19 protein-coding genes are annotated in these 21,782 nt (G+C 34.4%); 1 reads left to right on the top strand and 18 read right to left on the bottom strand.

The window, feature by feature from the left end:
• Window positions 1–13: 13 nt before the first annotated feature.
• Entirely contained in the window at window positions 14–1,540 is a 1,527-nt protein-coding gene (locus J3U59_RS10425) for a glycoside hydrolase 43 family protein (protein ID WP_267334206.1), read from the top strand.
• Window positions 1,541–1,944: 404 nt separating this feature from the next.
• Here J3U59_RS10425 and J3U59_RS10420 read toward each other — a convergent pair whose 3' ends face one another.
• The 18 genes from J3U59_RS10420 to J3U59_RS10335 form a co-directional block, all read right to left on the bottom strand.
• The gene (locus J3U59_RS10420) at window positions 1,945–2,958 is read right to left on the bottom strand and encodes an SPFH domain-containing protein (RefSeq protein ID WP_267334205.1); all 1,014 of its coding nucleotides are present in this window, start codon (window positions 2,956–2,958) and stop codon (window positions 1,945–1,947) included.
• A gap of 28 nt (window positions 2,959–2,986) precedes the next feature.
• Window positions 2,987–4,387: a hypothetical protein gene (locus J3U59_RS10415; protein ID WP_267334204.1), complete on the bottom strand. Its 1,401-nt coding sequence runs from the start codon at window positions 4,385–4,387 to the stop codon at window positions 2,987–2,989.
• Window positions 4,388–4,895: 508 nt separating this feature from the next.
• Window positions 4,896–5,426 carry a tail fiber assembly protein gene (locus J3U59_RS10410; RefSeq protein ID WP_267334203.1) on the bottom strand — a complete coding sequence of 177 codons (531 nt, stop codon included), beginning with the start codon at window positions 5,424–5,426 and terminating at the stop codon, window positions 4,896–4,898.
• 1 nt (window position 5,427) lies between these two features.
• A complete protein-coding gene (locus J3U59_RS10405; protein WP_267334202.1) occupies window positions 5,428–7,272 on the bottom strand; it encodes a hypothetical protein in 1,845 nt (614 codons plus the stop codon).
• A 359-nt stretch (window positions 7,273–7,631) separates the two neighbouring features.
• Window positions 7,632–8,687 (bottom strand): hypothetical protein, encoded by a 1,056-nt coding sequence (locus tag J3U59_RS10400; protein ID WP_267334201.1) that lies wholly within the window; start codon window positions 8,685–8,687, stop codon window positions 7,632–7,634.
• Window positions 8,687–12,157: a host specificity protein J gene (locus tag J3U59_RS10395; RefSeq protein WP_267334200.1), complete on the bottom strand. Its 3,471-nt coding sequence runs from the start codon at window positions 12,155–12,157 to the stop codon at window positions 8,687–8,689. The genes J3U59_RS10400 and J3U59_RS10395 overlap by 1 nt, the downstream gene beginning before the upstream one ends.
• Before the next feature lie 7 nt (window positions 12,158–12,164).
• Window positions 12,165–12,782: a tail assembly protein gene (locus J3U59_RS10390; protein ID WP_065634662.1), complete on the bottom strand. Its 618-nt coding sequence runs from the start codon at window positions 12,780–12,782 to the stop codon at window positions 12,165–12,167.
• Window positions 12,772–13,494, bottom strand: coding sequence for a C40 family peptidase (locus J3U59_RS10385; protein ID WP_267334199.1), 723 nt, complete (start codon window positions 13,492–13,494; stop codon window positions 12,772–12,774). The genes J3U59_RS10390 and J3U59_RS10385 overlap by 11 nt, the downstream gene beginning before the upstream one ends.
• A gap of 1 nt (window position 13,495) precedes the next feature.
• Window positions 13,496–14,230, bottom strand: a complete 735-nt coding sequence (locus J3U59_RS10380) for a phage minor tail protein L (RefSeq protein WP_267334198.1) — start codon at window positions 14,228–14,230, stop codon at window positions 13,496–13,498.
• A gap of 61 nt (window positions 14,231–14,291) precedes the next feature.
• Window positions 14,292–14,633, bottom strand: coding sequence for a phage tail protein (locus tag J3U59_RS10375; RefSeq protein ID WP_267334197.1), 342 nt, complete (start codon window positions 14,631–14,633; stop codon window positions 14,292–14,294).
• A 15-nt stretch (window positions 14,634–14,648) separates the two neighbouring features.
• Window positions 14,649–17,333 (bottom strand): phage tail tape measure protein, encoded by a 2,685-nt coding sequence (locus J3U59_RS10370; RefSeq protein WP_267334196.1) that lies wholly within the window; start codon window positions 17,331–17,333, stop codon window positions 14,649–14,651.
• Between the two features lie 140 nt (window positions 17,334–17,473).
• Window positions 17,474–17,680, bottom strand: a complete 207-nt coding sequence (locus tag J3U59_RS10365; RefSeq protein ID WP_065798291.1) for a hypothetical protein — start codon at window positions 17,678–17,680, stop codon at window positions 17,474–17,476.
• Between the two features lie 377 nt (window positions 17,681–18,057).
• Window positions 18,058–18,300 (bottom strand): DUF1799 domain-containing protein, encoded by a 243-nt coding sequence (locus tag J3U59_RS10360; protein WP_065798292.1) that lies wholly within the window; start codon window positions 18,298–18,300, stop codon window positions 18,058–18,060.
• A 62-nt stretch (window positions 18,301–18,362) separates the two neighbouring features.
• Window positions 18,363–18,674 carry a phage tail assembly chaperone gene (locus J3U59_RS10355; RefSeq protein WP_267334195.1) on the bottom strand — a complete coding sequence of 104 codons (312 nt, stop codon included), beginning with the start codon at window positions 18,672–18,674 and terminating at the stop codon, window positions 18,363–18,365.
• A 12-nt stretch (window positions 18,675–18,686) separates the two neighbouring features.
• On the bottom strand, window positions 18,687–19,346 hold the full coding sequence (locus tag J3U59_RS10350) for a phage tail protein (RefSeq protein ID WP_267334194.1): 660 nt from the start codon (window positions 19,344–19,346) through the stop codon (window positions 18,687–18,689).
• A 20-nt stretch (window positions 19,347–19,366) separates the two neighbouring features.
• Window positions 19,367–19,561, bottom strand: a complete 195-nt coding sequence (locus tag J3U59_RS10345; RefSeq protein ID WP_267334261.1) for a phage tail terminator-like protein — start codon at window positions 19,559–19,561, stop codon at window positions 19,367–19,369.
• A 740-nt stretch (window positions 19,562–20,301) separates the two neighbouring features.
• Window positions 20,302–20,742: a D-Ala-D-Ala carboxypeptidase family metallohydrolase gene (locus tag J3U59_RS10340; protein WP_267334193.1), complete on the bottom strand. Its 441-nt coding sequence runs from the start codon at window positions 20,740–20,742 to the stop codon at window positions 20,302–20,304.
• Window positions 20,743–20,744: 2 nt separating this feature from the next.
• Window positions 20,745–21,050, bottom strand: a complete 306-nt coding sequence (locus J3U59_RS10335; protein ID WP_267334192.1) for a phage holin family protein — start codon at window positions 21,048–21,050, stop codon at window positions 20,745–20,747.
• Window positions 21,051–21,782 lie beyond the last annotated feature (732 nt).

The following is a 21,782-nucleotide window of genomic DNA, read 5'->3' as shown; positions in this document are numbered from 1 at the left end:
AAAAGGTAATTATATGCGTTTTGATTATTATAACAATCCCATTATCTGTGCTGATTATTCAGATCCAGATATTGTCAGAGTCAAAGACGATTTTTTCATGGTTTCATCTAGCTTTAATCATATGCCAGCACTGCCGATTTTGCATTCTAAAGATTTAGTGAATTGGCAAATTATAAATCATGTATTTTCGTCTCTTGATTTACCGGGTTATGATTGTGTGCAACCAGGGAAAGGCGTTTGGGCGCCATCTATTCGATATCATGACCAAAAATTTTGGGTATTTTTTAGTACGCCCGATGAAGGAATATTTATGTGTAATACGCATAACCCATGGGGGCAATGGAGTAAACCACATTGCGTAAAACCCGCATTAGGTTGGATAGATCCTTGTCCATTTTGGGATGATGATGGTCAAGCCTGGTTAGTTCATGCTTTTGCACAAAGCCGTTCTGGCATCAAGCATAAATTACAGCTGTTTCGTATGAGTAATGATGGCACGGCTTTAATTGACGATGGAAGAATTATTTATGATGGCACAGCCGACTTACCAACACTTGAGGGTCCAAAACTCTATAAAAGAAACGGTTGGTACTATATTTTTGCGCCAGCTGGCGGCGTTGAAACCGGTTGGCAAACCGTATTACGTAGCCAACACTTAGAGGGGCCTTGGACTGCTCGTAATGTCTTATTTCAAGGTAATACCACTATTAACGGTCCCCATCAAGGCGGCTGGGTTGAACTTGATAATAATCAATGCTGGTTTGTACACTTTCAGGATGCCAATTTATATGGACGAATCGTACATCTACAACCAATGCACTGGGGTGATGATGATTGGCCAAGAATCGGAACCGCCATCGATGATAACTGCGGTCAACCTGTTGTGTCATATCCAAAACCATTAACCACTTGTAATTCAAATGATTATACCATGCAAACGAGCGATGACTTCAAGCAAGGCAAGATCGGTTTACAGTGGCAATGGCAAGCCAATCCTCAAAAAAATTGGCTTGCAGAACAGAGCGATGGCTTAACGTTAAATTGTTACCCACTACCAATACATAACAAACAGCAAACACTCTATTTTGCTCCTAATTTATTATTACAAAAATTTTCGTCATGGCAATTTACTGCTGAAACTGCATTAGAGCTCAATCCAAACAATTCGGGTGATTTTGCCGGTTTGATCATTTATGGCGAACGTTATGCGGCCCTAACCCTTTGTTATAAAAATAATCACTATTTTTTATGTTATCGATATGGTTGGATGAAAGATGCTGGGATAGTTGATGAATATCAAGAGATTATTACTCAATTTGATTCACCGAATTGCCAATTAAAAGTTGAGGTCGGATTAAACGGTATTTGCCAATTTTATTATCAAGATACTAATAAAGTGTGGCAAAAGATCAGCCGTGATTTTGCGGCAGGCAAAGGCAAATGGGTTGGCGCGAAAGTGGGTATTTTTGCTGCCAGCGAAGCAAAACAAGCAATAAGTGGTAAAGGTAAATTCAAGTATTTTGAAATTATTGCCAAATAGATCACAATACAAGGTAATATCAAAAGTAAATATACTATTTTTGATATTACCTATTTATGTAAAATTAGACCACTGTTAAACAACGATATAGCTAGATGAACTTATAGCTTTATGATACAAAAAATTGTAATTGAGTTATAAAATTTATTACAGCTTAATAAGCATAAATGGCTAATATTTTTTAATTTAAATTCTGAGCCTATTATCAACATCACGATTTATAACGATCATTATTACTACTGTTTAAATAGCAAGCAATAACAATGCGTTAAGTACCACTTATTTATAAATTGACCACTGATTAGTGTAATAGTAACCAGTGGCCAATGCATATTCTTATCATTAAATTTTAGTCATAAATGATTGGTAAATTAAATGCTAGTTTTAGTAATTAGTATATTAGTTTACAGCTTATCCAATAACTGTGCCTTTTTCGCGTTAAATTCCTCTTGAGTCAAGATACCTTCATCAACCAGTTGTTTGAGCTGTTTTAATTGGTTAATAATTTGTTCATTATTAGCCGTCGCTGCGGTATTTGTGGCATTATTTTTATTTAAATCAAACGATTTTGCTAAATCTAAACCTGCACCAAGTTGTAAACCTGCACCAGCCAGTCCACCTTCATTTTGAGCTGCATCGCGTAATGCTTTGAGTTTTTCATGCTCGACATAATCTAAACCGACCTCTTTGGCAGATAATGCATCCGTTCTTGAATTAGCTATTTTACTAATGCGCTCCAAAGTCTCTTCACTAAATGTGGCGGACTCAATTTGAAAATCCTCTAACAAAAGACCTAATTTGCCAAAGATAGCTTGCAAACTCTGTTTAATTTGGTCCGATAATTTAACTAATTGTGAATCAATATTTTGATAAGAATAACTTTCTGTTGCTAATTGTGAGGTGATAGTTGGAATGATACGCGAAATCATTAATTGACTCAGATCGTTTGCGGTATAAACTGATTTACTGCCTACTACTTCGGTAAAAAAATGCTGAGCTTGTTCAATTTTAATTGCATAGGTTCCATAAGCACCAAGTTCAATTGGAAATTGATATACACTATCAATATATTTTATCGGCGTTGATGTACCCCATTTTTGATTAACCAAACTTGCTAAACGGAAAAAATACACATGCATTTTGTGTTCGCTTTCCAAGCTTTGCAGTATTTTAACTAAGTTAGTAATGAAAGGATGATTTGATGTAGAAAGTTCATAAATACCCGATTTAGTCATCACATCGATCACTTCACCCTTATAAACTAAAATGCAGCCTTGTCCTGGATTGATAATTAATTTACTGGCATTTTTTACTTCATTAGTTGGCGTTGGAAACTCATAAAATAAAACATTTTGCTCTTGGTTTTTCCACTCTATTACTGTTTTTAGTTGTCTTTTAAAAAAGTTGCCTAATCCCATATCATATTCCTTATACTAGTCATACTTATTATTTTTCATTTACTAAAGTTAGTTTTTTAATGATAGTACCATCAGAAGCTATTTGCGCATACTTATCGCAACTCTGTTTAATGATAAATCCATCATTAAAAGGCATGATCTCTTTTATGGTGATATCATCACTTGATAATGTCCAAATCACTTTACCGTTATTAATATCCAATCGTTGATAATTATAATTTGAATCGGGACTTGCACTAGTTCTGGTTTTTATAATTAATGTATTATCGTCAAAATAGATAATTTCAGGATTAAAGTAAAGTCTATCCGGAGTAAGGTTTTGATGAGAAACCAGTTGATATTTTGGATTATCGTAATAAGGAAGACTGTAATTATAAGCGCTTGCCGCATCAGTAAACTTGCCAGAACCATCAGTATGTTGATCACCAACTTTAGCTGATGTAAAAGTGTAATGGCTTTTACCATCAGGACTAATAAAAGTAAATTTAATTAACTTAAAATCCTCACCATAATTATTGGCAAAGCTAAAAGCAGTGTGTTTACTGGTATCATCTGCACTCCGCTCAAAATCTTTAATTGTCATATAAAAATCATTATTATCAACAAAAGCTTTATCCTGCAAAGGGAAATAATAGATCTTTTGCCCATCATCAGTCAGTATATGTAAAACGTGACCAACGGCGCCTTGTGCGGTCGTGATATTGACTGAGGCAATGCCTTTATTAAATTGAGGGTAATTTTGCAATAACGAAGATGTCACATCAGTTAGGGTAAAATTCCTTTTATCAAGTAAAAAAACAGTGCGTTTGCTTGCAACTAGATAGGTTTTATCTTTAGTAAAGTCATATGAAGTCCAATTAACTTTACCAAACTTATCAAATTTCACATTAGCAATTGGGCTTTCTTGCACAATTTTTTCGGAAAGCAAATCATACACAGTAAAATAATACTTTTGTTCATAGGGTAAACCATTGGAACGATTAATGATTCCTATCACAAAAGGTTTATTATCGACTAAAACTAATGAGCAAAAATTATAATTAACACGCAATGTACCACTACTTTGCGCAATTTGCGGATTGGCCGACACTGATTTAGTGGTTGTAGTCTGATTTTGTTGTATTTGCGTAGTTGCGGCTGGGGCATCATAAGAAGGCTTCGATTTAAAAAACATATTGAGCAAACCAACACAAACGCAACCAACCACGATACAGCCTAGAATAACAATTATTTTTAATTTAAAATCACCAAAATACTCATTATCTAAATTAGTTTGTTTATTATCATAAGTGACATTAACATTAATATCATCACTATCTAAAAAATATTCAGTATGACAATTTTCACAACGATAATGATCGGGTTTAATTTCAGTTTTTTGTATGCTACCACAATTTGGGCACTTGATTATTTTGATTTGCTTTGCCATTCCTATTTACTCTTATCATTATTTAATTTTGGATAAATATCGGCTATTTTATCGATTAAATAAGGGAGTGTCACTTGAAATATAGGTTTAAATTTAACGCTAACTTGCCTAATTCATCAGCAAATTTGTAAAACAGATCAAATGAAGTTGCTGCAATAACGATGACTTTTATTTTAATAACAAAGTGACAAAATTAATCACAAAATTAAGTAACGCTATTCAAAAAAACGATAAATAGATACTCAATTGAGATCAAGTAAATCAATTAATAATTATTCTGTTAGTGTAGTAGAGAATTTTAAGTGTAAAAATGAATGATAACAAATAATACACTACCAATTTTGAAAGGAATGATGCCCTGATATTTAAAAATAATTGTTTATTATCAATAATATGAATAAATAAAGCGAGATAATTTATAGGATTAAGCAAAAAGAAAGCTTATCTGCTTAATTATAAAAAAGGATGGATAAGATGAATGGAAAAAAATTGGTAGTGTTTGTTTAATTTATTCGGGCTTAGCTGGAAACGAAATATTCGCATCAGATACATCAACACGAGTTAATAATATGCGATATTTTTTCCATTGTTTTAGCTGTTCCTCTTCATTAGATTCTTGCATATCTAAATCGATAATGTCCTGAAGCACCGCTATTTTTTCATTGGCTTGATTTATTAGTGAATTTTTCATAACTTGATTTTGTTCAATGGTAGCGTTATTTTCAGCTACTTTATCTTTCACCCATTTTTTCCCGTTCCATTTGCAAAATTCGAATGGTTCAAATAACGTAAATCCTGCTTTAAGTTCACCAAGGTAGTCAATTTTAACAGCTTCCTTTGTTTCAATATTAAAGGCTGTTTTTTCGCGGTTATCTTCGACTAAAATCCATTTACCATCTTGCTCACACGGACAATACCCGTCTTTAAATTCAGGAGCAATCCGTAACGCATTGTCAGGTGGCATTGTGTCGTCGTTAGCCTCTAATTGATGTGTGTACGGTTTAAGGTCATCTGAATTATCATAATAATAATTAATCATATCAAACTCCAAGGTAAATTACAGGTGTCATACCAATGTTAAGTGGGCGATTTTCATTTGCTGTTGGTACTACTCGTGATGCATAAAAATCATAACCCCATGCCCACCAATCCTTTTTAGGTTCAAATGCGCCGTTTTGCGGATAGATTGCATTCGTACCCTGAAACGCACCGCGTGTATATAGAGTATGATTATCAACGACGCCGGAATCGAAATGCCCCCAAATTTCTCGAATAGCATCATCTTCAACACTACCTACTTGTCGGCTAGCTCCATCAACGGCTCGATCAAAAAAACCACGCCCATCGGCAGAAAATGCCGTTGGCACATTAATATATTGTTGTCCATTTATAGTTTTAATCGTAATACGATGGTCGTTTTTATAATTGGCAGACAAACCATTTAAAGCCTTGCCTTGCGGTGAACTTAATAAGTAATTATCGCCATTACGAAAATACCAACCAAACGGCAATTCATCACGTCGAAATGGCATTAAACGTTGGTCACCAATGGCATCTTTGAATACTACATGGCTACCTACCATATAAGTAGGTGTATTATTAACAACAGTTTTAACCGCTGGTAAAGCCCCTACAATATCGGCGGAAGCATTCGCCGTCGTTATTACTTCATACCAATTTTGCTTACCATCATCTTTTGAATCTGTACGATAATAAATGCGCGGGGTCTTGCTATTAACTACAGCTAATTGCTCGACTTTCCAATATGAGCTGTTACTAGGATACGCAAGCAATGTTGCCGTACAATCTCCCCCATTGAACGGCAAATTAGGAAAATTGGATGTCCTACATTGATAAAACCCGCCCGCTAAGCGTTCATCAAAATTATTGACAGCAGCACCCTTTTGGCCGCCGATACCATAGTCACCTACTTTTAGTGCGGATTTGCCGTTAATAGTAACATCATCAATATTATCAAATTTCCACGCATTACCATCTTTAGCATATCTAAGCTTTGTAAACCAATTCTTTTTTTCTGCATCATAAAAAAGAAATGAGAAATTGTCTCCAATTGGGCGAATTACTGTAACATTATCAGGATTTTCATAATTGAATTTGATACCGCACGCTTTGTATTTAAGGGTAAGTTGACCTGTAACTGTATCTCCGTTTTTTTTCACAAATGTCGATGTATCTACTGTTGAAGCCCAGCTTTTCGCATCATCTGCTGATTTAGCCGCTGCATTCGCTGATGTTTTAGCATTAGTTTCGGATGTTTTAATTGAATTAGCGCTATCGCTAGCGTTTTTAGCTGATACGCTCGCTGCTGTTGCTGATTTATTAGCTGAATCAGCACTTGTTTTGGCTGCATTAGCGCTATCTGTTGCTGATGTACTTGCCTTTTGAGCGTTACTTGCATTTTTTGCTGACTCACTAACATAAACTTTACTTTCTTCAATAAGCTTAATAAGTTCTTGTTGAATAGAGTATTGCGAAATTATTGTAACAACGCTTCCATCAGGTGCTGTCAATGTAACTTTACCATCACCTGTTAATATTGTCTGCCAAGCATTAAGTTGTGTTTGATAATAATTTAACATTTCAGAGATGCGTAATGCTAAACTTTCAATTGAAACCGTTGGTGATGTAGGGATTTGATATATACCCCCTGTTTTACTTTCACCACGATAATCATCTGCCAACATTAATTGCGTATCAGATTGTACGGATGCTATTTCATAGATTTCAATTTGATTTGATGATTGTAGCAATAACATTCTACCAGCAGAAATACCCAACAACGGATTAGCCCATTTAGTGCCAATCCCTGTCACGATGTTACTGCCTTTTGTTACATTGATCGTACCTGTTTTGTACCAAGACATAGTATTCCTCGAATTTTAGACATAAAAAAACGCTACGAGAGCGTTTATATTTTCCGGTTTTAATTTATAATTTAAATAATTTTTTTGAGTTATCCCTTTTTATTTGTATTTGAGCTCCTCACATATAATTAATATATGGGTGGAAAAATTATCGAGTATCTAACGTATAGTTCCATCAACGTTCAAACTCAAATCATAGTGATTATCATTAATTTTTTTTATCTTGATGATATCAAATCCATTTATTGCATTACCCAATGAGTTTTCTTGATAAATAGCTCTACAACTTGAATAATTTGCAAAAGATAAAGACGAAAATAATATTACAGATAGAATTATTAATCTTTTCATTGTTAACCTCAAAAATTGAAATAATTTTCAGCGTCTAAAACTAGGACCTTTTGCGCAGAAATATAGAACCCATAACTCAATTCAGATTCAAACCAAAAAACTTTATGTATTCGTTGCTCTGACGTAGAGAGTTGATAACCATTTGATCTTACGCCGATGTCGCAAACCCAATTTTGATTTTTGTTGCCATTAAAAAAACTAGCTCCGACTGAAACCGTTGCGTGCATCGGGCGTTTAATACCATTTATTGACTGCCATTGACCAAGTGAGTATCTTTCAAAACTTGTTAACACCGGATTAATGAAGATTTCATTACAAGAATCATATACAACATTTTTATTCTTATATATTCGCAAGCCAAATTTTGATGTTTTTATGTGACCGACACCAAAAATGACAACTTTAACTTTAATTGTTCGATTACTTACATGCCCATTATGATCGTAAGGAACATAACCAAAAACGTCATAATATCTGTGCTCAAAATCTTTACCAATTGAAATGGTTGGATCGTCGCAATAAAAAAATACAAATGAATTATAATTTGATAATGACGGATCTATATCGCTAACTCTCCATCCTTGATTGCTGATTTCTATATCTCCTTTCCATATTACATTAGTAAAATTACTATACTGATTAATTTGAAAAAAAGAACTAACACCATTAAATAAAATGCCGTGACCATTAGCTTTAATGGATTTCGGCCACGTCAAAAGAACAAGCTGTTGATTTTGGTCTAAATATACTTCATCAGGATACTTCGACCAAGAATTTCTCCCGTATTCACCATTCTTGAAACATAATTGACGATTTTGATCTAAATAAGCAATAGGATCACTTGATGCATCAATAAATGTTGCCCCTGTTGAATCAGTACCAAAAGACCAAAACCCACACGGCTCTGACAAATGAGCATAATAATCATATCCCTCAGGTACATACAATCCTGTTTGCGGATATACATTTGAACCTAACGCGCCTGAAATACACATTGTCGTACACTTGCTATCTAATTTATATGCCGTACCCGTTTTTGTGAAAACTTTAATTCCAAATGACATTACACCTCCAAATTACCGATTTGAACAACTAAAGCACCTGTTTCATCGAAAACTTTTAAACCTTCACCATTGAGTACAATTCGACCCTCATTATAAAATGAACTATTTATTTCAAAAGTACCATCCTTAAATAACCTCCACCCAGACTTACCTGGTATATAGTTTTCTGATTGTATAGTATCTGATATTTTTGCAAAATTTAGAGTTGAGTTACCTATGATTGCATCATTCATGATGACAAAACCATCCTTGACGATGAAAGCGGGTACTGGTGTACCATTAGCTTGATTCATGACCATCAATTTATCAGCAAGGAAAATAACATTTGACTGCATACCTACATCGGTATTTTCAACACCCATGGTCATACCCGCAACATACTGCCTACCATTATTATCAACCTCCACTTTCATTGTGCGGTAGGCAGATAATTTACCATTGGTGTCTTGGATGGCTTTTGACACATCATTAACTTGCGCAGACACATTACCGATATTAGTATTAATTGAATTAATACTATTAGCCTGTGAAGTAATTACATTACCTTGCTGGGTAACTTTTGTATCCATTTGATTAATGGCTGTTGCATTATTTTTAACACTATTATTTACACTATCTATTGATGATGATAATTGCGTTAGAATGTTACTTTGAGACTCAATCGATTCACCTTGTTTTACTGTCGTTTGTTTAAGTTCATTGATAGAAGCGTTCGCGCCATTTAAATTTGATGAGATTTCGGTCAATTTAACTGCGGTTGCCTCACTTTCATTTACAACCAAAGCTTTCGTTTCTTTTATTTCAGCATGAGCATTACCGATTTCTTTTCGCCACCTTTGAGAATCAACATCATTTGCTAAAGCGTTTTCAATAATGGACTTAGCATTTTCGATTGATAAACGTGTATTTTCAGCCAGCATAGTAGTATGGTCTGTGATTGAGCTGGTGTTATTATTTGTTTGTTCGACTAATGAGTTCCATGCGTCAGTCTCTTTTATTTCCTCAAAAATGTGATCAGTTAAGTCATTGGTATTGGTACTGGAAATACCTTGCACCCAATCGGTCCAATCACTCACATTACCAATTTTATCAACTAAACGAGCACGATAGAAAAAGGTTTGACCAATTGCAAGTCCCATTTGTGAATAGCTGCAACTAGGATAACTGACATTAGAAAGTAATCTTGCATCTTCTTCATTTTCATTGTTGGAATATTGAATTTCGGTATGGCTGGTATCGCCCGCGCCTTTAGGAAAGGACCAAGTTAAATCTATACCCAATATCACATCATCACTTGCGCTAAAGCCGACAGGTTTTTCGGGTGTTCCAACTTTGCCTTTAATGAATTTTGATTGTGAATATGTCCAAGGTGATGAAGTATCAAGCGCATTAACAGCGCGAACACGCACATCATATGTACCCGAATAAATACCTTCAATGGAAAAATTAGTTCCATTAGTTTTGCCAATATTATTCCAAGATGAATTATCTTTTCGCCATTGGGCAATATAATTTGTTGCACCTTCAACGGCATCCCACTGAGCATTCAAACACGAAATAGACAGTCCTTGTGAGATATAGCTACTTTCAAAAACACTAATAGTTTTTGGCGATGATACCGCTGTCGGCGGTACCACAGTAATTGGTTTAGGCTCAATTCGGATTCCATTATCAATGTAGTTGAATTTATTGGGGTCATGCTCCACAGCAGTAATGTTGAATTTACCATTTTCACTTGCCGATATTGAGGTAACCCGAAAATATTGAATAGCAACATTATCACTGTCAATACACCAGATTGCTCCAGCGACAGGTGTTATTTTATAGTTTGCAGTCACCGTAATTGTTTGCCGATCTTCACTAATTGATCTAATTGTTCGACTTTGCGCGGTACCATCGGGCAAATTAATCACTAAACGATCTCCGGCTTGATAATCTATCTTTCTATCAAGTGTGATTTTTCGACCAGTAACTGATTGTATTCGTCCGCCGTTTTCTTTACCTGAACGTGAGGGATCAGCGATACCAATAATTCTGGCTGGTAAAGGAATATAACCGTCTAATCCGACGGTAAACGTAACCACTTCATCTTTCGCATTTGAAAGCAAAGCCCATCGTCCACGCCTTTGGGCTTCGGCTTGCGATGTACAGCCTATAGCGGTTAACTTCATGACATTAACATCATAACGACGCATCAAGTCATAATCCCATACGGGTTCAACATCGTCACAGTAATGGTTATTCGGATCTGAATAGGCCACTAAACATGATGTATAGCGATTTTTATATGAACCACTTGAATAGGTAAAATCACCAACAACATTTGAAGGATGGTAAATAAAATCAGGTTCATCTTGTGGCATATCCGCCGTTAGACAGATTTGATCGTTACCCCAAAATAGTATGCCACGAAATGAAGCCACCAGATCTTTTAAAACAGTATAGGCTTCTTCCTGACTTTGTATATATTCATTACAAACAAAACGTGGTTCTTTTCCGCCTCGCCCATCAGATACCATCTGATCACAATACTGACCCAGTTGATAGATAGACCATTTATCAAGCATGCTGGCATCAATTCTTAACCCCATTCCGGCTATTTCATCACGCATTAAGTAATAGGCAAGCCAAGCAGGGTTGTTGGTATAAGCCATTTTAAAACCACCTGTCCATGTGCCAATGTATGTTCGACTCACTGGATCGTAATTATCAGGAACTTGGACAACTTTACCTTTAACTTTACAACTAATTTTAGGTATTGAACCATTAAATTGACTCGCATCTAATTCGATATAAAGCAAAGCGGTATTTGGGTAACGTAATTTGCTATCAATTATTTCAGCATAGGATGACACGCCAAATGCATTAACCAATTTACTCGATTTTGAATCAGGAGTGAATCGTCTTACTCGTATAGCCCAACCATCAATAGCTTTCGGTAGATTAATCCGGTGATCACGCTGATATTCTGAAGTGGTTTTACCCTGAAACGTCCCATTTATCACCGTTTGAAAAGCACCACCATCAGTTGATAATTCGATAACATATTTGGTAACTGTACCAACTGAGTCACCATTATCCTTATACTCAACGTGAGCCGGTAAACTCAATTTAATACGAACTGCATCCAGATCTAAATTCGAAAATGCACGCACCCACGGTTTATCGGCTTTGACTGTAAAACCAGCTCGCAGTTCATTACTAATTTCTGGAATACCCTGAATGTAGTCTTGTGTTTGTGAACCGTTACGAAATTCCCAATTGACGCCTTTGAAGTTACGAGAACCATCTAAATTAGCCAGCGGAGTGTTATCAATAAAAATGTCTTGCTCTGTTAAATGTCCCTGAATTTCACCTTCGCTTAACGCTAATAACAACTTAAGTTTAGCGTTTGACAGTAAATTATCTGGTTGTTCATATGGCGTATGTTGTTTTTTACTTCCGCCTTTTTGCCCTTCTATCAATTGCATAACTCACCTACTGTTGGTCTTCTGAATAAATACCGGCATTAATTACCGCGCCACCAATTTCACGTTCACCAAGCAAAACAGGCACAGGATAGCCAACAGCATTAGTATTCACTGGCCCACCAAATCCATAATTGGGTTTATTTTCGGCACTCGATGATTTACCTGCATTAAATTTAGGCTGTGGAGTCAGTAGTTGAACCACGCCCCCCAACATCATGCTAATACCAATTCCTGTTAAAATAGATGTTGCGCTCATCGTACTAGCCGTCAAGAGAGTTCCCCACTGAGCTAATGTTGCTCCTGCTGTAAAAAAAGCGGCAACTAATGCAACTGCACCAATAATAATTTGAAACATGCCTCCACTTTTTGCACCTTGTGTAACTGGCATAATCATATAATTTTTACCATTCGCATTAATATCAAACTCATCAATACCAATATTTTTGCCATCAACAAAAAAAGCGAACTTAATACCTTTTAAATGCGCTGAACACATGTATTTTTCAAATCCTTTGATCGTTGCACATAGTGCGCGTAATAGTTCTTTAAGATTTTGTACATCATATTGATGATTCTTACCAAACTGCTTAGCCATTGCACCTTTTAGTGTTAAATTACTGAGCATGAAATAACTCCTTATGTCGTACTATGCGAACTGTTCTATCTCGAAAATATTTACCGTAAGGTGTACGAGTCGATAATTGACCGTATAAATGATGTAAAATAAGATTGTCACCAACATAAATAGCAGCATGATTGGTCACTTGCGCACCAATACGCATCATGATGATATCGCCAACTTGCATTTCAGTGATGTTGACTGCAACAAATCCTTCAGCTTGCCAATTATCATCATAAAGATGTTCTGTTCCGCTTTCCCACCACTGCCTTGGAACCGAATAATTATTTAAATCAATATTATATTCTCGCTGATAATAATCCATAATCAGTGACCAACAATCAGCATGCCCGAGTAGCCATTGGCGTCCGGTATAATCTCGATTTACGCGTGGAGATATTGTGCAAAAATCACCATCGGGTACAGATATAATGCCCCACTCAATACCTGAATGATCACATTGAATACGGTCAAATTCAGATGGCACTAGTGATACAACATCAGGATGAGAGTGAATAATCATGATAATTTCGCCTTGCTTTTCGGCTTGTAACTGTTCGTCAGCGGCAATCAAAAAATGTTCTTTAGGATTATCAGAAATATTCTGACAAGGAACATATTTTTGTGATTTACCCGTATCAATAATCAATCCACAGGCTTCATTTGGGTATTGACTTTCTGCATGATTTTTTATGGCATCTAATAATTTTTGTCTCATATTACTTACTCTGTAAATTAGCTGCTGGAAAACCACCGAAAGGAAGCGAAGCATTACCATGTCTTGCTTTACAATCTTTTAAAAGTCCACCGCATACATCTTTTGCAGGATCGTCCGTTGGATCACCAGTTTTGGTGAAATATTTATTACCAGCATAATCACAACCAGTACCACTTCGATACCAGCCACGCATACACCAAGTGCAAACAGTGGTAATTTGCCTTGTTGGTAGCTGTAGATTTTGAATATCAAAAGGTGAACACAACTCAAATTCAACCATAGTTTTGGTTTCTGTTTTTTTGCTATTTACATAAAATAGTTGTACGCGTTCTTGAGCTGGATCTGCATTTGGATTACCATTAATCCAGTTGGCCGCATCCAGATACTTAGCCATTGTGGTATGGATTTTGATTTTTGCTTGAACTAAATCTGCATAATCCAAGCAAAGCCTTGTCACTTTTCCTTCAATATTGCCAACTGATAACGTTGGTGTTGGTTGGGCGCCTGTGCTACTCAACTCAAGACCTTTTAGTTCGTAAGGATAAGGTAAGTATTCTTTTCCTTGCCATTTAATAGAAGGTAAATTATCAACAACAAAAGAGGCCCAACCCTCTGATGAGACATTATGCGCATGAAAGCGAAGGACTTCATCTAATCCAAATTTTGTACCATCAAGTTCAATAAGTTGAATTAGCTCGTTGCCTTCAAGTGCTTGTAAGTCCTGTGTTATTGGCATTTATGTTCTCCAGACATAAAAAAACCACCTAAAGGTGGTTAATTGAATAGGTAATAATAATTTATGGTGCATAAGCCTGAATAAATTTAAATGATAGTGAAACAACATTACCCCCCATAAATTCTGATTCGATAGATTTATTTACGACTCGGTATAACTTTTCTTCACCATAGGGATTAGTCCATTTGAAAGATTTTATAATATGAGAATTTAAAAAAGCGCGAACTTGTTTAACTTCGCTTTGTTGTCCTATGTAAGTTAATTGCCACTCTTCTGTAGTACTATTAATACCGGTGCTTGATAATTGTGTATAACCATCGCCAAAACTAATTTCATTAATATTGGATAGATCCGAAACTTTTGGATTTCCCATTGTTTTCCATTGAAATTTATCTACTGCCATAACCTCTCCAATAACTTACCTTGCATGCATCACGTTATATAAGTCACCACCAGGTGAAACAAGTTTTTTCATCATCTCATTCATGCGTTGCTGTATAACGGCACCGACTTGAGCCTCAACAGCTTTTGCATCAATATTATTTGTTGTAGTTGTTGCTGAGTTGTTTTCTGAGGACATATTAACAGCAATATTTGCCGATACATTTACAGCACTTGTTGATTGATTCGATTGACGAGTAAAAGCAATGGGTGAAGCCTGACCAACATCGACATATCCACCATTAGCATACTCTTGTTTTTTATCATTCATTAATGCATAAAGTGTATTTACCCCTATACGTTTGGTTGCTTCTTTAGTGAAGACAAATTCACCTTTGTGAACAATACCGGCTGGTTGATATTTATTACCTCGACCGGTAAAGCCCCCTGGGTTTAACGCATATCCAACATTACCACCCATTGCATAGCCACGAATTTCGCCGCCACTGTAGGCATCTTGAAGCCCCCCCGTTGCTTTACTTGTTCCACCACCAAACCTCATCCACCCTAAAGCAGTTTGAATTACTTGAGCTAGTATTAGCTTATTAATAATTTCAATAATATTAATTAAGATAGAACGGGCAAACTCGTTAAAATTGGCTTTTCCTGTAGTCACTAATTGAGTCATCATATTTGCCATAGAGCCCATGGTATTTTGTGCAAACCCTTTGGCTGCGCTAAATACGTCTTGTGCAGTATCAGCATAGTCTAAAAGTCCCACTTTTAGCCCCATTAACCAATTACCTTGATTAGCATCATCTTGCTGCCAACTTTTTTGTAATGTCTGTTTAGCTTGATCATATTGGTTTGTTAAATTTTCTATCTGGCTTGGATCTTTTGTTTTATCCAACTCATTTTGTTTATTTATATCAAGTTGCCTTAATTGAGCTTGTCTTGCAGCATCTTTTGATGACATACCAAATGTTGCTTGTTTAATTTGACCTTCAATAGATAAATTTGCTGTATATTCTTTCATTTTTTGAATAGCTTTGGCTGCTGCTTCGTATTTAGCAATCTCATCACCAATAGCCGCATTTTTTGCATACTGAGTAAGTAACGCTTCTTTGTGCGCTAAAACATATTTTTCTTCTTCAGTAAGTCTCTTTTTATTATTACTGCTTTCTAATACTTGAATTTGGTTTTGTAGATCCAGATATTTTTTACGTTCAGATGTAATTGCTTCTACTGTTAAACTTTGCTCTTGTAATTCTTGAAGTTGATTTCTAAGACTTATTTCTTGCTGTTGGGATGTTTGTAATAAATTTGTTGTTGAATTTCTTCTGCTCGAATTACTCGCTTCAATTGCAGCTGCTACAGCGTTTCTTTTACCTTCTGTCACATAACCAGGTTGATCTTTTTTAAAAATTTTATTAGCTGCATCTGCCAGTCTATTCATTTCATCAAGTTCAGCTTTTGTACGCTGACTTGGATTCATGATCATTCTTTCGTATTGATAGAATGGGCTTTTTTTAGGATCTTGTGCTTGATCTAAATTTGTAATTAATTTTAAAGATTTTAGTTTAAGTGATGCATTGTTCGCTTTTTTTTCAATTTCAAACAAACTATCTATCAACATTTTGAATTTATTTGAACTATTTTCAGAAGTAAGGTAAAGATGGCTTAGTTCTTCTATTAAATTGTTAATTTTTTCTTCTACTTTAATTGAATCAGTTTCAGACCTTATATCAGCTAATTGTTCTAATACTCTTCTAGCGCCTTCATAAGTCATTCCATAATATTCAGCTAATTTTTTTGTTTTTAGTTCAATATTATCAATTTCATCCAAATCAATTTTGCTTCCGGATTTGAGTTTATCTATACTATTAAGTACTGAATTTAAATTTGTTTCAGCTCTCATTCCCATTGAATTCGCTGAATTAACCAGATCAACTAAGCCATCTGTCGCGTTCTCTATATCATGATGCAATTGTTGTTTGATAACTGAAATAATGGTATCTAAATCTATTTTACTTGATTTAACCATGGCTTCAACCAACGCTCTATTTCTTCCAAGTAAATTCATCATTTCATCAGATAAAAAAGTAAATCCTGTGTTTTTATCTGTGTCCAATACTTTATTTAAACGATCTTGTGCTGCGGCTAGTTTTTCTGTTGCTGATTCAGTTTCGAATAATTTTGGTACTAAACCTGTTAAAAAATTAGATAATGCCGAAATACCAATATTTATTGGGTTAATCGTGGTCAATAAGTTATTAAATGACTTACCTATTTCGGTTTTAATTTTATTAGTAAAACTATTTCCAATTGATGGAGTGGTTTCTTTGCTCTGATTTGTGTTTGCTACCGAAAGATCTTTTCTGGCATTTTTTAACTCTTTCGAAGCTGAGGTTAGATTTCTTACACTATCAATCTGATTTTTAAAGCTTTTAAATAATTTATCATTAAATTCTATTAAACTTCTTGTTGTATTACTGCTAAAAATTAAGCTTTTTTGATACTCATTTAAACTATTTCGACTATAGTCAATGCTTTTAGTTATTTGAGAAAATTTACTATTCATCATTAACTGTGCATTACTGAATCTATCTGATGCTGCGGTAGCTGCATCAGCTTTTTTCGTAAAATCATCCAATTTTTTATTTACTTCTGTAACGCTTTTAACATTAATTTTTAACGTTAGCGATGTAATTTGTTCTGCCATAATACTCTCCAGGCATAAAAAAACCCGCCAAAGCGAGTTTATTAAGTAATAAGTTGTTATACTAAAATAGAGAAGCCAATCTTAAATTAAATCTGTTGCTAAATATTATTTAAGGAATTTATTACCAACAATAATAGTGCTTACTTTATTTCTTGTCTTTTGGTTATTATATCTTGCATTTCATTTGATATGGTTGAAATCGCTGAAATGCTATTTAGCACAGTCTCATCGGCCCAATGCGAATTGCCCATATCACTAATTAATAACTCAGATATAGCGGTGATATGACTTAATTTTGCATATAACTTATCAAAATCTGATTCGGCAATAATAATATTTCTGTTCATCTCTATTTCCTTAACTAACTTAATTTTCTATAAATCTAATAAATGGATTGATTCATTAATGGCTCTATTATGTATGCTTACTTTGCTATTTGTAATTTAGATTTGATTGTTTATTGCAATTTTACAAATTGCAAATTAATCAATAACTTTTGTTTGCGCACCTTCACTAGGCTGTTTTAATATGAGTATTTCAATTTTGTTATCACAATCTTTATTTGTTTAATATCAATAAATTAATTTATTATGCTATTTTTTATTGGTAATAAATCCGTTTCGATTCGTTTTTCCATTGCTCATTTATGAATAAATAGATGTGACTTATCGCTTATCTTATTTAGATTAAAAATAACAAGTGTTAGATAACCGACTTTCGTCGGTTATTTGGTTTTATGAATTATTTTTAAGGCTTGGCTTTCCATTAGTTGAATATCGTGAAAAATCGTTTCGCTTTCTAAAATATTATTCACTTTCATCACCCAAGGAAGGCAATTATAATCAAGCCCGATTAGTCCACTCATGCTTGTACGCCATTGCGTTGACATGGCTTTAAATAATCGAAATGAATCTAAATTATCCTGCCATATCTCTATAAATTCGCCATCATAATCATCCTCAGACAAACCAAAAGCAGCTAATTCATCTTGAGAAGGTTCAGGCGTATATAACGCAGTGACAAGCTCAATTAGTTTTTTTCGCGTTGACCAAATAATTCTTTATAGTAAGTTGTTGTAATTGCTTGTGAAGCAGATGGATAGTTATTTAATAAAATTTGCATATTGTCTTGATTAAATTCATCATTTAAACTCCAACCAGCGACAATTTTCATGATAAAATCAATAACACCATTATTTTTCAGTTCATCTTCAAATTTAGCAAGCTCATTGACTGGATAATGTTTGAAAGTAAACTCAACTGATCCGTCTTCTTGGCCAGGCCGAGCAATTAACACTTTGCATTTAAAAGTGGGATCTGCAATTAATTTAAATTTTGCCATTGACCATTCACCTTATTTATCTTTATAAAATGTAATAGCGGGTGATTCAACAGTGGTACTAATTTTTACTGTTTCAACTTCGTTAATTGTGGTTTCTGGTGTTGGATCAAATGAAACCCGCACCGCGTCATAACGTGTTTCATTCGCTTTTGGTACATACATTTTCATAGCCACAACTTCATTGGTTTGATCTAAGCTTTGTAGTAAAGGATAAATCGGTAATGAGCTATCATGAGCAATGGTAAAAGTTTTGGTTTTAGCTGATTTTATCGTCGGTAATTGACGTTCTGTTTCATCTTCTAAAAATTGAATTTGTACAAATTGTTGTTCACCGCCCTCGCTGGCTACTTCTTTAATTTGTGGCAATCGTTCCCAATCGGTAATTTTAGTAAGACTACCAAAGCCTTCGTTAGCTGGGAATACATTAACATTACTTGTGTTAATATTACCTAAAGTGACATCGGTATTATTAACACGTACAATTCGTGCCACAACATTATTTAGTTTATTCCAAGACGAAGCAATAACAACTTCGTCATCAACATTAAGTCCATGCCCAGCTTTTAATGTCACGACAGCCTCTTTATCGTTAGTAATTAGATTAAAATCAAGCTTAGCATCTTTTGATTTTTGCACGTAAACTCGTGCACCATTAGGTAAAGCAAAACCCATGTGTTAACTCCTTTATTTTATTACATTAAAGTGTCAGCAAGATAATTCATACTGACGGGAATAGTGTAAGTGGTTTTATCCGTTATAGTAGGATAAGCACTTGGTACAAAATTAATATAAAGCGCAAAATTGTCTTTTTTTAACTCTAAATTAAGTGGGAAGTGAGCAATAATCGCATCACATATACGCAAAGCATCTGATTTGCCCGTATTGATTGGTACTGATAAACACCTTAATAAACTCTTGATTCACTGTCCAAATCGAAACAGGTTGTGATCGCTGGTAATAAAGTTGATCTTAAATAAGCATTATCGTTCTGTTGAATAGTAACATTTTTATCAAAAATGGATAATTGTACTTGTTTTGCAACTATTTCAAGATATGATTCAAGCCGTGCCGAAATAGGCAAAATCAATTTTTACCTCTTTACTAAGTTTATTATTAGAATATATCTATGCTTTCAATATTGCTTTTATGATCGTTTTGTTTGGTGTATGTCTTACATTATCAAATTCCAATCGAGTAATATTTTGAATGTGATTAGTGATATAAATGAATTGCACATCACAAAACATATTTTTATTTGTGCCATGCAGTATTTTGAAGTGTTAGTAGAATCAATGTAATTGACATTTTCTCTATCAACTAATTCTACTTCTGTAGTATCAGATGATACGTGCCAATTGGACTCAAATTGTCGACTAAAATCTGTCTGATGATTTTCTAATTCAAGAAATTTGAGATGAGTTATTCGAAGGGGGTAGAAGACGATGTCTTGTAAAATATCGATACTTATTTGTTTTACCAGCGTATCAGGCTTATCTTTCCCTTGATTAATAAACTAATTGATTCCATTCAAAAAATTTTGTAGTTGCTAGACATAACCAACATCTATTGTTAACAAAATTCATTTAAGCACTGAGCAAAATTGATAAGGTTAAAGTAAGAGTAGTAACTAGATTAACCCATTTACATATGTTGTTTTCCCACTGTTTTTTATCGCGGTTAACACCTGTTGACGGTTAGATGTAGGACTAAAACTTATGTGCACCCATTGATTATGTTCTTGAATAAGCTTATCAAATTCAACTCTTGCATCGATTAATCGTTGACAAATTTCTTTAGGTGTACCAAAAGACGAATGAAAATCGACGGCTAATCCTAGCGTGTGGGCACTGGTTGCGACTCCACCAACACGCGCATTTAGCGCAGGGCAACGATAACCAGAAGTGATAATAATGGGCTTTCCTAAAGCTTGTCTGACTAATTCCAACTTTGCAGCGGTGAATTTAATATTAGGCATCAACTCTGTAGGCACGCTATTATCTATCTTTAATCTGCTGGCTAATAGAGAGTTAGTAAATTCCTCTAATTTAAAGTTTGCTGTAAGTTTCACGGTTATTCTCCTTTAGCTTTTTTTAACAGTTTTTCTTCGAGTATTTTTATTAGGGTTGCACCAGACCAACCAGCTAGACCAGCTACGCCTCCTGCTAATTCAAATTCCCAGTTGAAATAACTTGCGCCCAGTACAACCAATAGACCGGCAAATATTGAAATAAATATTTGTGCAAATAACACCCAGACATTGAATTTGTTGCCATTGAGCACGTGATAGCAATAACTCGCTAATGAGCCCAATAAGGTGACAATCATTAAATAAATGACAACATACCAATTAATGTTGTTAGGATCTTTTATAGGCATAATAAATCTTTATATAAGTTAACAACGGTAATTGAATTTAACCGCTGATTTTGTTTATTTAAAATAGGAAAGATAATGAATAAAAACAATGTGATAGGTTAATTTTATTGAAAAGAACATGTATTAGAAATAATGCATAATACTATGAATTTCTTAATCTTTATCTTGTCATTATTAGACAAATTATTTAATTTTAATGAGTAATAAACGATTGAACCCAATATCCCTAATATTTTACTATTTTCTAATCATGCAATATCAAAAATAGTTGCCGCCTCCTTTTTTTAATAATAATTTCATATAACAAATTGATAAAATTATAAAATATTTACCAATAAACATTTTTATAATGTCAATTAGACTAATTTACATCAAAATCATTGCTACTGTTGTAGCAAGTAGAAATCGATAAAAGGTAAATAATAAGATTGATACGCAAAAGATTATCTTGTTTTCTTGATGAATTAAGATGTTTGGTATCATTTAAGAGCATTAATACACTATCAAATAAAATTTAATATATTATTGATTATTTACCTAATTAATCTCTAAATATTTGCATTACCCTATTTCGAACGACTCAAATTCAAAATTAATTTAATTAGCCAAATATCCTATTTTGCAAATATTTCACATAACAAAAAAGTCCGTCTATTGCTAGCGGGCTTTTTTATGCGTTTAAATTTTGATTATGGACTAATTATATATGCTTATTTGCGCAATGTCAAGCAT

Source organism: Gilliamella sp. B3783 (genome assembly GCF_026536125.1).
GTDB lineage: Bacteria > Pseudomonadota > Gammaproteobacteria > Enterobacterales > Orbaceae > Gilliamella.
The sequence above is the reverse complement of the archived record's forward strand: the minus strand, read 5'-3'. Positions and strand labels throughout refer to the sequence as shown.

Bases quoted from the DNA above. Each gene is read 5' to 3' on its own strand.
- J3U59_RS10420 (WP_267334205.1), bottom strand. From the start codon at position 2,958: ATGGGATTAGGCAACTTTTTTAAAAGACAACTAAAAACAGTAATAGAG.
- J3U59_RS10425 (WP_267334206.1), top strand. From the start codon at position 14: ATGCGTTTTGATTATTATAACAATCCCATTATCTGTGCTGATTATTCA.
- J3U59_RS10415 (WP_267334204.1), bottom strand. From the start codon at position 4,387: ATGGCAAAGCAAATCAAAATAATCAAGTGCCCAAATTGTGGTAGCATA.
- J3U59_RS10375 (WP_267334197.1), bottom strand. From the start codon at position 14,633: ATGGCAGTAGATAAATTTCAATGGAAAACAATGGGAAATCCAAAAGTT.
- J3U59_RS10410 (WP_267334203.1), bottom strand. From the start codon at position 5,426: ATGATTAATTATTATTATGATAATTCAGATGACCTTAAACCGTACACA.
- J3U59_RS10350 (WP_267334194.1), bottom strand. From the start codon at position 19,346: ATGGGTTTTGCTTTACCTAATGGTGCACGAGTTTACGTGCAAAAATCA.
- J3U59_RS10385 (WP_267334199.1), bottom strand. From the start codon at position 13,494: ATGAGACAAAAATTATTAGATGCCATAAAAAATCATGCAGAAAGTCAA.
- J3U59_RS10370 (WP_267334196.1), bottom strand. From the start codon at position 17,333: ATGGCAGAACAAATTACATCGCTAACGTTAAAAATTAATGTTAAAAGC.
- J3U59_RS10380 (WP_267334198.1), bottom strand. From the start codon at position 14,230: ATGCCAATAACACAGGACTTACAAGCACTTGAAGGCAACGAGCTAATT.
- J3U59_RS10335 (WP_267334192.1), bottom strand. From the start codon at position 21,050: ATGCCTATAAAAGATCCTAACAACATTAATTGGTATGTTGTCATTTAT.
- J3U59_RS10365 (WP_065798291.1), bottom strand. From the start codon at position 17,680: ATGAACAGAAATATTATTATTGCCGAATCAGATTTTGATAAGTTATAT.
- J3U59_RS10405 (WP_267334202.1), bottom strand. From the start codon at position 7,272: ATGTCTTGGTACAAAACAGGTACGATCAATGTAACAAAAGGCAGTAAC.
- J3U59_RS10395 (WP_267334200.1), bottom strand. From the start codon at position 12,157: ATGCAATTGATAGAAGGGCAAAAAGGCGGAAGTAAAAAACAACATACG.
- J3U59_RS10355 (WP_267334195.1), bottom strand. From the start codon at position 18,674: ATGGCAAAATTTAAATTAATTGCAGATCCCACTTTTAAATGCAAAGTG.
- J3U59_RS10400 (WP_267334201.1), bottom strand. From the start codon at position 8,687: ATGTCATTTGGAATTAAAGTTTTCACAAAAACGGGTACGGCATATAAA.
- J3U59_RS10390 (WP_065634662.1), bottom strand. From the start codon at position 12,782: ATGCTCAGTAATTTAACACTAAAAGGTGCAATGGCTAAGCAGTTTGGT.